Annotated in this window: 12 protein-coding genes and 1 pseudogene; 3 read left to right on the forward strand and 10 right to left on the reverse strand. The window is 61.6% G+C overall.

What is annotated here, in order from left to right; translation table 11 throughout:
* From ACDELDRAFT_RS14365 to ACDELDRAFT_RS25110, 6 genes are all read right to left on the reverse strand, one after another.
* Positions 1–364 (reverse strand): aromatic amino acid lyase (locus ACDELDRAFT_RS14365; RefSeq protein WP_005798021.1); only part of this gene is annotated, 364 nt, incomplete at its 3' end.
* A 200-nt stretch (positions 365–564) separates the two neighbouring features.
* The gene (gene hutC, locus ACDELDRAFT_RS14370) at positions 565–1,377 is read right to left on the reverse strand and encodes a histidine utilization repressor (protein ID WP_005798024.1); all 813 of its coding nucleotides are present in this window, start codon (positions 1,375–1,377) and stop codon (positions 565–567) included.
* Between the two features lie 30 nt (positions 1,378–1,407).
* Entirely contained in the window at positions 1,408–2,187 is a 780-nt protein-coding gene (locus ACDELDRAFT_RS14375; protein WP_005798026.1) for an ABC transporter ATP-binding protein, read from the reverse strand.
* The gene (locus ACDELDRAFT_RS14380) at positions 2,184–3,020 is read right to left on the reverse strand and encodes an ABC transporter permease (RefSeq protein WP_005798027.1); all 837 of its coding nucleotides are present in this window, start codon (positions 3,018–3,020) and stop codon (positions 2,184–2,186) included. Before ACDELDRAFT_RS14380 ends, ACDELDRAFT_RS14375 begins: the two co-directional genes overlap by 4 nt.
* A gap of 22 nt (positions 3,021–3,042) precedes the next feature.
* Positions 3,043–4,014, reverse strand: coding sequence for an ABC transporter substrate-binding protein (locus ACDELDRAFT_RS14385; RefSeq protein WP_005798029.1), 972 nt, complete (start codon positions 4,012–4,014; stop codon positions 3,043–3,045).
* A 226-nt stretch (positions 4,015–4,240) separates the two neighbouring features.
* Positions 4,241–5,041, reverse strand: coding sequence for a hypothetical protein (locus ACDELDRAFT_RS25110; protein WP_157764935.1), 801 nt, complete (start codon positions 5,039–5,041; stop codon positions 4,241–4,243).
* A gap of 269 nt (positions 5,042–5,310) precedes the next feature.
* On the opposite strand from ACDELDRAFT_RS25110, the gene ACDELDRAFT_RS14390 reads away from it, so the two are divergent.
* The 3 genes from ACDELDRAFT_RS14390 (at position 5,311) to ACDELDRAFT_RS14400 (ending at position 7,963) form a co-directional block, all read left to right on the forward strand.
* A complete protein-coding gene (locus ACDELDRAFT_RS14390) occupies positions 5,311–5,565 on the forward strand; it encodes a ParD-like family protein (RefSeq protein WP_005798033.1) in 255 nt (84 codons plus the stop codon).
* Positions 5,565–6,356 carry a type I methionyl aminopeptidase gene (gene map / locus ACDELDRAFT_RS14395; RefSeq protein ID WP_005798035.1) on the forward strand — a complete coding sequence of 264 codons (792 nt, stop codon included), beginning with the start codon at positions 5,565–5,567 and terminating at the stop codon, positions 6,354–6,356. Before ACDELDRAFT_RS14390 ends, map begins: the two co-directional genes overlap by 1 nt.
* A gap of 536 nt (positions 6,357–6,892) precedes the next feature.
* Entirely contained in the window at positions 6,893–7,963 is a 1,071-nt protein-coding gene (locus tag ACDELDRAFT_RS14400; RefSeq protein ID WP_040329289.1) for a DMT family transporter, read from the forward strand.
* A 97-nt stretch (positions 7,964–8,060) separates the two neighbouring features.
* Here the strand turns inward: ACDELDRAFT_RS14400 and ACDELDRAFT_RS26225 are convergent.
* From ACDELDRAFT_RS26225 to ACDELDRAFT_RS14415, 4 genes and pseudogenes are all read right to left on the reverse strand, one after another.
* Positions 8,061–8,209: pseudogene (locus ACDELDRAFT_RS26225) on the reverse strand (IS30 family transposase); the annotation flags it as partial.
* Between the two features lie 516 nt (positions 8,210–8,725).
* A complete protein-coding gene (locus tag ACDELDRAFT_RS26230) occupies positions 8,726–9,064 on the reverse strand; it encodes a helix-turn-helix transcriptional regulator (protein ID WP_198403248.1) in 339 nt (112 codons plus the stop codon).
* A gap of 241 nt (positions 9,065–9,305) precedes the next feature.
* Complete coding sequence (locus ACDELDRAFT_RS14410; RefSeq protein WP_005798040.1) at positions 9,306–10,646, reverse strand: type II toxin-antitoxin system HipA family toxin; 1,341 nt, start codon at positions 10,644–10,646, stop codon at positions 9,306–9,308.
* Position 10,647: 1 nt separating this feature from the next.
* Complete coding sequence (locus ACDELDRAFT_RS14415; RefSeq protein WP_005798041.1) at positions 10,648–10,911, reverse strand: helix-turn-helix domain-containing protein; 264 nt, start codon at positions 10,909–10,911, stop codon at positions 10,648–10,650.
* Positions 10,912–11,019: the final 108 nt, after the last annotated feature.

The raw sequence follows: 11,019 nt of genomic DNA on the forward strand, positions 1-11,019 counted from the left end.
CGGGGCGCACGCCCGAGTGGCCGCGCGCCAGGCTCACGGCCTTGGTGGCCAGGATGAGGCGCACCACGTCGTCGGGCAGCGCATCGCCCGTGCCCACGCTGTGCGACAGCACCAGATTGCGCTGCAGCTCGGCCAGGCGCTCGTGCGCAATCTTGGTGCTGGCGAGCTTGCCAAAGCCGGTGTTGATGCCATAGACGACCTGGTCTTCATCAACGATGCGCTGCACCGTGGCCAGGGACTTCTGCAAACCCGCGCGGGCCGACGCATCGAGCACCAGTTGCACGGGGCCCGCGTGGATGCGGCGCAGCTCGGCCAGCGTGACGCGGCCGGGGTGCAGGGTGAGGGATGAAGCGTTGTGTGTCATGGCGTTAATCCTGTATATACAAGTAGGTACAAGCAAAATAAAACGGCGTTAATTTGTTCTTCAAATCCTGTCAGCCCATCCCGCTACGGGTGCAACTGCCACTGCACTCGCGAGAGACGCCGAGCAAGGGCCGCCCCGCAGCGAGGGTGTCGTCCCCCTTGAGGGGGAAGGCGCGAAGCGACTCAGGGGGTGCTTCATATTCAACCAGCGACGGGGTTGCCGTCGGCTCGGAAGCGGCTGCCCAAACGGTAGCGGGTGGCGGGGTGCAAACACCGCACCACGGTGATCGGCACACCGCGCGACCAGGTGCGACGGGTGAGCAGCAGGCACGGCTCCTGCGGAGACATCTCCAGCAGCGCGGCCTGCTCGGCGGTGGGCATGACGGCATCGACCACATGCTCGATCTGGTCGAAGGGCACGTTGCGCACCAGGTATTCGGAGGGTTGCAGCTGCGTGAAGTCCTGCGCGGCGAACTGGGGCACCTGGCGCGGGTTCACGTGGCGGTCTTCCAGTTGTACGGGCAGGCCGTCTTCGCGGTGGATGCACAGCGAATGGAACACCGACTCGCCCGTGCGCAGGTCCAGCGCGGCGGCCACTTCCAGCGTGGCGGAGGTGCGTTCCACCGTGAGCACGTCACAGCGGTAGTCGTGCCCGCGCTGGCGGATTTCGCTGGCCAAATTGGCAATCTGCAGCAGCGTGGACTGGGGCTTGTCCTCGGCCACAAAACTGCCCACGCCCGCCACGCGCACGATGCGGCCCTGCTCCACCAGTTCGCGCAGCGCGCGGTTCACCGTCATGCGCGAGATGCCGAACTGGGTGACCAGCTCGTTCTCGGATGGCAGGCGGTCGCCCGCGCGCCAGATGCCTTCCTGGATCTTGCGCGAGATGTGGTCCTTGACCTGCTCGTACAGCGCCATGGCTTGCGCGGGTGCAGCCACGGCGACCACCGCCTTGGCGGGCGTGGCGCTGCGCGGGGCAGTGGCTGCAGTGCGGCGGGAAGGACGGGCGCTCATGTGTGGATGCGGGGCTGGTGCAGGTTCAGATCAGTGCAGGTCCGCCGCCATGGATTCGGCGCGGATCTCTTCGGTGAGGCGCGCCTTGAGGTCCATGAACTCGGGGCTGGTCTTGATCGTGTAATGGCGCGGGTGCGGCAGGTCCACCGCCAGCTCGGTCTTGATGCGGCCGGGCCGGGCGCTGAACACGGCGACGCGGTTGGCCATGAAGATGGCTTCGTCGATATCGTGGGTGACGAAGAGCACGGTCTTGCGCTCGGCCTCCCAGATGCCCAGCAGCAGCTCTTGCATCAGCACGCGGGTCTGGTTGTCGAGCGCGCCGAAGGGCTCGTCCATCAGCAGAATCTTGGGGTCGTTGGCCAGTGCGCGCGCAATGGCGGTGCGCTGCTGCATGCCGCCCGACAGCTGCTTGGGAAAGTGCTGCTCAAAGCCGCGCAGGCCGACCTTGGCGATGAAGTAAGCGACGCGCTCTTTCTGCGCGCCTTCCGGCATGCCGCGTTCGCGCAGGCCGAAGCGGATGTTCTGCTCGATGGTGAGCCAGGGGAACAACGTGTAGCTCTGGAACACCATGCCGCGCTCTGCGCCAGGGCCTTCCACCGGTACGCCGTCGAGCAGCACACGGCCGCTGGTGGCGTGGTCCAGCCCCGCCACGATGCGCAGCAGCGTGGATTTGCCGCAGCCCGAGGGGCCAAGGATGGTGACGAAATCGTTGTCACGCACTTCAAAATCCACCGGCTGCAGCGCCTGTGTGCGCTGCCCCTTGGCAGTCTCGAAGACGCGCGACACGGCTTGAATGGAAACGCGGCTCATCGCACAAAACTCCAGGCAAACAGACGGTGGTTGAGCGCCTTGAAGGCGAAGTCGGACACCAGCCCGATGAGGCCGATGATGATGATGCCGAAGATGATCTGGCCGGTGTTGAGCAGCGATTGGCTGTCGGTGATCATGTGGCCGATGCCGCTCGATGAGCCGATCAGCTCGGCCACGATGACATACGTCCAGGCCCAGCCCAGCACCAGGCGCAGGGTCTCGGCGATCTCGGGCGCGGCGCCGGGGATGAGCACGCGCGTGACGATGCCCTTGTGGCCTGCGCCCAGCGTGTAGGCCGCCTCCACCAGATCACGCCGCGCGCCGCCCACGGTGACGGCCACCATGAGCGTGATCTGAAAGACTGAGCCGATGAAGATGACCAAAATCTTTTGCGTCTCGCCGATACCGGCCCACAGGATCAGCAGCGGGATGAAGGCCGACGCGGGCAGGTAGCGGCAGAACGAGACGAAGGGCTCGAAGAAGGCTTCAATGCCCTTGTATGCGCCCATCGCAATGCCCAGCGGCACGGCCACCACTGCCGCCAGGATGAAGCCGCCGAACACGCGCCACACCGTCATGCCGATGTCTTTGTGAAAGCCGTACTCGCTGAACAACAGCCAGCCTTCCTTGGCCATGGTGACGGGGCTGGCCAGAAAGGTGGGCGACACGTAGCCGCCCAGCGTGAAGAACGCCCACACCAGCACGAACAACACAAAAAAACCGAAGCCCAGCAGCCAGCGGGCGCGGGCACTCACAGGCTCCAGCGGAGCGAGCGAACGCCGGCGCACGGGGGCTTTCGGCTCGGTAACGGACAGGGGTTGCACGGCAGACATGGCGCGATCTTGTTCCAGTTTTTTACTTGATGAAGCTCGCGTCGAACGTGACCGCCAGGTCTTCAGGCGCCTTGCGGATGATGCCGGCCTCCAGCAGGATGGCCGTGGCGTCCTTCATGAACGTGGTCAGCTCGCCCGCAAAGAACTTCTGGTTGGCGGCCTTGTCCTGCCAGCGCAGGAAGGACGACGACTTGGCGAACTGCTCCCCCGTCTGCTTGACCGCAGCGCCCATGATCTCGTTGGACTTGGTCGGGTCGGCCTTGATCATGTCCAGCGCCTGGAAGTAGGAGTTGGCCAGTGCCTGTGCGGCCTTGCCGTTGGCCTTGAGCCAGGTGGGGTCGCAGCCCACGGTGTCCATCACCATGGGGTAGTCGAGCGTGGTGGCCAAAATCTTGCCGGCCGCAGGGTTGTCGCGCACGGTGGACAGGTAGGGCTCGTACGTCATGGCGGCGTCGTTCTGGCCCGCCACGAAGGCCTGCGCGGCCGCCTGGGGCGACAGCGTGGTGGTCTTCACGTCCTTGAGGCTCATGCCGTTCTTGCTCAGCATCCAGGCAAGGCCAAAGTACGGAGCGGTGCCGGGCGCATCCACGCCGATGGTCTTGCCCTTGAGGTCGGCAAAGCCCTTGATGTCGCCGCGCACCGCAATGCCGTCGGCGCCGTAGGACTTGTCCATCTGGAAGATCTGCACGATGGGCACGCCGTTGGCGTTCCAGGCGACATGTGTTTCGACCGTGGTGGCGGCGCACTGGATGGACTTGGAGGCCAGGGCCAGGTGGCGGTCCTTCTGCGGGATCATCTTGATCTCCACATCCAGGCCGTTCTTCTTGAAGATGCCAGCCTTGTCGGCCAGGGTGAGCGGCGCAAAGCCCGTCCAGCCGGACATGCCCAGCACAACCTTGGTGTCCTGCGCCTGGGCCGGTGCGGCCAGGGCCATCATGCATGCTGCTGCCGCTGCCGCTGCCAGCGACGTCCATTTCACAACCGATCGAGTCATCATCTGCTCCTGTTTGAAGAAAGAACCTGTGCCCACTGCAGCCGGGTTGCACCCGCTTTCAGCCGCCATGATGACAGTTGATGCATACCTGTCTATACAGGGTAAACACCAGCCGACCATCAGAAATCGGGCTGAACCTCTTCAGCAAAAACCAGGCCAGCGGGCAAAGTACCCACCAAGGTCGAGCCCACGGAATAATGCTATTTAATAGATAGCAATTTATGCCCTACCAGCTTGCGCATGAGGCCAATTCGATTGAATTTTCAGGATGACAGGAGTGTTTTGATCTGTCGCGACCACGGCCGGGGCGTGCACCAAGGCGAGGACTGATACCGGGCAGATGTGCGGTGAACGCACGCGCCTGCAGCAGCATCGGTGTTGCAGCACCCAGCCTTGCGCACGGCCCCCTGTGGCCAAGCCACAAAGGAAAATGGAACGGCACAAAGCCTCTGAAAGTCCGTGAATCTCGGGTCACCCACGTTGCCGTGGCATCTCCCAAGCACAGGACGCTCGCCGTGTGCTGTGCGCCACATGCGGCTGCGCGATAGCCGGCGTGTCCGTGCCACCCGTACCAAACCGGCCTTCGCCCTCGAGCCTGCCCGAGACTGCCAACCCGATCAGAACGGCGCTTTTTCAGGTGCTTGCGGTCGCAATTGGGGCCCTGCCAGGAAGCGGTACAGCACCCCACCATCAGGGCCATCAGCGTCGGATAGCACAACGCTGCCGCATAGCCTTGGCGAACAGGCGTGGCATAGAAAAAACGCCAATCAGCCACGCCGAGCGAATTGCCGACCTGCTGCATTGAAGCCAGCCCTCCCGCTGCCGCGCCCACGTGCTGCACGGGAAGCACCGCCAACACAAAAAACACCAGGAGCGCCATCACCATGCCCAGGCCCATGCCCTGCAGAACCAGGCGGTGCCAAAGGGCATGTACACCACCCGGCAACTTCAGCAAAACCACGGCAGCACCCAGGCCGTGGCCAGCGGCCAGCAACACCACACCACGCAATGCGCGCAAACGGCGCATGCTCGTCTGCGCAGTGACCACGAACGCGGCGCCGGGAGATCTGGTGCGATCACCGGCAACTGCCGCTCGCGGCCCACGAACAGAAGGCAGAGACTCGCCAGCGAAAGATGGAGGTTGTGTACGCTGCGAGCCGCGCTGCCCCTGTGGGCCGTTGCACATCGGCCAACTGCCCTGCAAGGCGCAGAGCGCCAAGGCTGTTTCGGCACTTTAGCATCGCCCATGTTATGCGAAATGTATACAATTCATTTATATTTCATATAGACAAACTCATGGGTATCGTAAAAATCTCGGATCAAATGCACGAAAACCTTCGGGTTGCCGGAGGCGCTCTCAGCAGGTCGATCAATGCGCAGGCCGAACACTGGATGCGGGTGGGCATGCTCACCGAAATGCACCCCGACCTGGACCACAAGGGCATATGCAAACTATTGATAGAGGCTGAGATGGCGGGCGGCCTGGACATCGCTTTTGCCTGCGCGCCATCGCAGGAAAAACCAGCCGTGCGCGTGCCGGCCAAACACTGATGGCCCGAGAAATCCCCCGCCATTCGCCCGACGCCATCGAAATGGCCCGCAAAGCGGCCGGGCTTGCCGCCGAGGTGCTGAGCATGATCGAGCCCTTCGTGGTGCCCGGCGTGAGCACCGAGACACTCGACCAGATCTGCCATGAGCACATCGTGCATGTGCAAGAGTCAATCCCCGCCAATCTGGGGTACCAGGGCTACCCCAAGACCATCCTCACGTCCGTCAATCACGTGGTTTGCCATGGCATCCCCTCCCCTGCAAAAATTCTCAAAGCAGGTGACATCGTCAACATTGACGTGGCCGTGCAAAAAGACGGATGGTTTGGCGACACCAGCCGCATGTTCTTCGTCGGCGAACCCAGCCCTCTGGCCCGGCGCTTGGTCGCAACCACCTACGAGGCACTGAGGGCCGGCATTCGCCAAGTCAGGCCCGGCGCAACGCTGGGCGACATCGGCCATGCCATCCAGTCCATCGCCCAGAGAGAGCACTTCAGCGTGGTGCGTGAATTCTGCGGGCATGGCATTGGGCAGATCTACCACGGAGAGCCGAATGTGCTGCACCATGGACGGCGTGGCGAAGGCCTCACGTTGGAGCAAGGGATGATTTTCACCATCGAACCTATGCTCAACGCAGGACGGCGTGAAACCCGTCAGTTGCCCGACGGGTGGACGGTTGTGACTAAAGACCGATCCTTGTCGGCACAGTGGGAACACATGGTGGCCGTCACCGCCGACGGATACGACGTGCTGACCGCATGGCCGGGCGGCACAGGGGCTTATGCCCTGCCCTGAACGTCAAGCAAGCTGGACGGCGGGCTTTGAGACCGGCAGGCCCATGGTGCGGTGGGCCGCTCGACTCGAAGCCAGGTACGCGAGAACATGCGCACTCCTTCAACACGTCTGCGCCATGAGCACTGACTTCTCAGGATCGACCAATGGTTCTGGCTCGGCCGGTGGCCGCCATGGCACGCAAAGCGGTTGGAATTAGAAGGCTTGGGAGCACGCCTATGCCAAAAGTTGAGAACGAATGCGGGGGATGAGAAGCACCGCTTTTTGGCAGCCCCGCGCGTTTGGATCACCTTTCAAGTCAGTGGTTAAGCAGAGAATACGGGCGTTCACCGGATATCGTGTCCCGTTATTCATTACCCGTCCGCAAAATAAAGCATATGTTGCCCGCGGCTCCGAGAAGGGCAACCAACTGGGGCACGATGCGATTAAGCATAAAGCAGCCTAACGGGAAGAAATCAGGCATATCGTGACCAAACAGATTGGGAGCAAAACTGCCTTGTTCTTGGACTGTTATTCAGCCCATGTGCTTTACTTCCGTCATGTCGATACGTACCGCCACTCCCGCACTGGCCGCCGCCCTGTTGTTTGGTGCCAGCACACCGATGGCCAAACTGCTAATTGGCGACGTAGCCCCTTTGCTACTGGCTGGGCTGCTTTACCTGGGCAGCGGACTCGGCCTGTGCCTGTTACTAGCGCTGCGGCAGCTGAAGCGAAAGGACAGTGAGCGCGCCCCCGAGGCTCTGCACATTCCCCAAGCAGAAATCCCTTGGCTGCTCGGCGCCATCATCTTTGGCGGCGTAATCGGACCTGCGCTCCTGATGCTCGGACTGGCCCAGACCAGCGGTGCGTCAGCGTCGCTGCTGTTGAACGTCGAGGGCGTGCCGACTGCGCTCATCGCCTGGTGGGTGTTCAAGGAGAATGCGGACCGCCAAATCGTGCTGGGCATGGTGGCCATCGTTCTTGGCGGCCTGCTGTTGTCCTGGGAGCCAGGAGGCGCGGCTTTTGCTCCCGGCGCACTGCTCATCGTGGGGGCATGTCTGTGCTGGGCAGTGGACAACAACCTGACCCGCAAGGTCTCCGCGAACGATGCCATGCTGGTCGCCGGGCTGAAGGGGTTGCTGGCCGGGGTCAGTAATACCGCACTTGCGCTGATGGGGGGTACTGCATTGCCGTCAATGACGACTCTGAGCGCCAGCCTGGTCGTGGGATTCCTTGGCTATGGATTGAGCTTGACCTTGTTCGTTGTGGCCCTGCGGACGCTGGGCACGGCCAGGACGGGCGCCTATTTCTCGGTGGCACCGTTGTTTGGGGTGGCTATTTCTTTGGTGTTGTGGCCGACTATGCCGAGCCCACTCTTCTGGATGGCTGCGGCGTTGATGGCCCTCGGCATCTGGCTGCACATTCGTGAGCGTCATGAGCATGAACACAGCCATGAGCCGCTGGAACACAGCCACCGGCATTCACATGACGAACACCACCAGCACACGCATACTTTTGACTGGGATGCTACGAAACCACACACTCACGTCCACCGACATGAAGCACTGACGCACAAGCATCCGCACTACCCGGACATTCATCATCGGCATAGGCACGCGCATCCACATTGAGATGGCACGTGCACCAATCCGGGCTATCAGCCCGTAGCTCGGCAATTTCCTAGCGTCTGCTTACGGGAAAGGTGCACTTCCGCTTTGGGCGGCGGATTCAAGCGGTTGATGCAACACATTGATTGAACATCCAGCCGGGGTCTGGAAACCAAGGGTCTTCTTGGAGCGTTCGTCCAATTGTCTCGCTATTGCATTGAGCTTGATCTGCGAGATTTCTGCGACATCGACGCCTTTTGGCAAGAACTGGGCTGCTGCCGGTTGCGTTGACACCGTCCCAAGCTTCTTGAGCTTGCTCGAACTGTACGGGACTGAGATCGCCGAGCGTTGATGGATGAAGGTAGCCGGTGGGGGTACAGGTTCCCCTATGGCGAACCCCTTCTGCAGAGGGAAGTGGGGGTACAAAACACCGATTTCACCAGATTTCTGGGTTTGTACCCCTACTTGTACCCCCACTTTTGCTTGGCTGCGCATGGACGGCTGTAGACGGCCATGGACTGTAAGTCGTTGATTCACCAATGAAAATGGGCGTTCGCCAGAAATCAGCGAACGCGCTGGCGTCAATTGAATGAAAGCTGTAAACCCGCATAGAAGCTGGATTTCGTTTTTTATTTTTTGACTTGTTCCCCCGTTTGTTCCCCCACCTTGTTCACCATGAGCTGCCGCGTGAAAAACTGTGGATGCAGACGGCCCCATGACCGATCAATTTTGGCAGCCCAAGACGCCGCCGCCACATCGTCAACAAGGGCTACATTGCCCCATCGGCTACAGGCCATCCACACGCTGCGCTATCCAGTTTCGTACTGCCTTGGCTGACCATGAGGTCGCACGCTGCCCGATCTTGATGGACCCCGGAAAGTGCCCTCGCGCCATTTGGTCGTAAAGGGCCGAGCGGCACATCCCCGTCAAGCGCAGCACCTCTGGCAACCGCAACAGGCGGTCTTCGTCGCCTCCATCTTCCAAAGGCGGCCTTCGTATCGACTTACCACTCTCCAGCAGCGACAACGCCTGCCTCATCAACTGGGCTGCACGGTCGGTGATTTCTCTATCGACAGCCTCCCGTTGGTTCCCGCGGTCCTTGCGATTCTGTGCGGTTGGTCTCATATGACTCCCTTTCCGATCCTGCGACACCTGTCGCCGATTCCGTAGAGTGCCAGGGACATCCGACCCATTCCATCCATGCAGGCGCAGCCCAGCGCATCAGGGCAAATACTCCCATGGCTGTTCATCCGGTGGGATTTCTCCGTGATCCCGAAGCGGGGCAACTCCAGCGCCAACACCCATTCGGATGCACAACCTGTTGAGACACTACATCCAAGCGCGCTTGCCCCCCCTCTTCTACCGCTTACGGCGGCATCCCACCGAGTGTTCGGGCCGCCTGCTCAAGTCCGCCCAGGATGGCGTCAAGAACGCGTGGTGAGAAGTCCTGTGGCAATTCGGCTTGCACTTCGGCGATGGCCGCTGGAGTCCGGGCAAGGATTTCTTCGACGATCGGCTCGGCGGTCGAGGCATATCCGACCTTCTGTACGGTGCTATTGAAGTGCCTTCGCTGGATACCTTGCATCTCGTAGTGCCGGTTCTTGCCAAGCAAGGCCATCGCCAACTTGATTTCATGTGGCGACCACTGGTTCGGAGCATTGCCCAACACCGGATAGACCGACATTACGTCGTACAACGGGGTCAACTGGAAACGCCCGCGTGGCAGAAGCTGGATACTGAAATTCTTGGCATGGCCATCGGGTGCTCGCAGCAACCAGAACAACACCTGAGCCGCCATCAGCGTTTTCATGTCTGCTTCGGCATTCACCGATTGCCGCAGCGTGCCAAACAGCGCCTTGAGCCCTGGACCTCCATCGTTCTCATATTTGCGCAATGGCGAGCAGCCCTCGACCTGGCAAAAATCTTCCTGCGGCAAACGCATGAGCCACTGCCCATTGGGTGCGATGCGCCTATCGAATCGCTCCACTACCAACACGCGCTGTCCGCCAAAGGTCGCTATGCGGGCATCGGCCACCGGGAAGCCATAGGCTTTCAGCAGCCGCAAGCATAGCCATTCGTTGTCGACGGACGTGCTGAAATCCGCCTGCCGCCCACCCATCAGGCCGAGCGGGAGCTTGAAGATGTGGCTAGTCGGCGTGGCGCCACGCGGCACGAGCCATTGCCCACCCCACCACAGGAAGGCCGTCTTCTCCTGAGCGCCGGCCAGCGAGATGCGGAAATCGGCATCCGGGTCTCGGCCCGCAGCGAAGGCCTGCGGCGAAACGGTTTCGATCAGGTGCCGCTCGATAGCCTCCTCGGACAGGGGCTCGCCTTCGATTCGATCGAAACCGGTGGGCACCTCGTCTTCATCCAGGATCTGGACGGCACCCACGCAATCGCGCCCGATGGCCTTCAGCAAATCGAACGGTTCGGTCGAGCCCGTACGGAATCGCTCGGCCACGCGGCGACGGATCGCGTCACTGTCCGGAAGCAGGTTGTCGAAGTAGTTGGAGACCTTTTCGCCCTTGGCCAGCAGATTCTGCAGATTGAACGGCAGGGACAGGGACAGCGGCCGGCCGATATCAGCCCCCACCCAGTCCGGGTCGTACTGCAGTTCCACCTCGCCGCGAGCGGGAATCGTCCACCGGCCCACGCGGACACCGTTGGTCCAGATAGACAGGCTGCGGCTATGCGATCGACGTCCCATGTCACCAATCCGTGGTCGGCGCCGTCGACACCGCCGCGCTACCCCGGGTCCCAACGGCCAGTTCCAAGCCCAGCGCGGCACACCATGCAAGGAGTTGCTCCACGCTCAGTTCATGGGCGTTGAGTTCCAGATGAGAGACCCGTGACTGGCTCAGGCCGACACGACTGGCCAACGCCGACTGGGTCAGCCCCTGGGCCTTGCGCGCGGCCTGCAGCACCGTCCCCAGTTGGCCGGCAGTGACCAGCGGATGTGATGTCGACGCCATGGCTGATACCTGGAATTCAGATAAACGCAAAATATCTCAAAAACAGATATTAGTCAAATACCTGAAAATCAACTAATGCTGGTTTGCACAATGCGCTTCAAGATGCGC

The organism is Acidovorax delafieldii 2AN, from assembly GCF_000175235.1.
Lineage (GTDB): Bacteria > Pseudomonadota > Gammaproteobacteria > Burkholderiales > Burkholderiaceae_C > Acidovorax > Acidovorax delafieldii_B.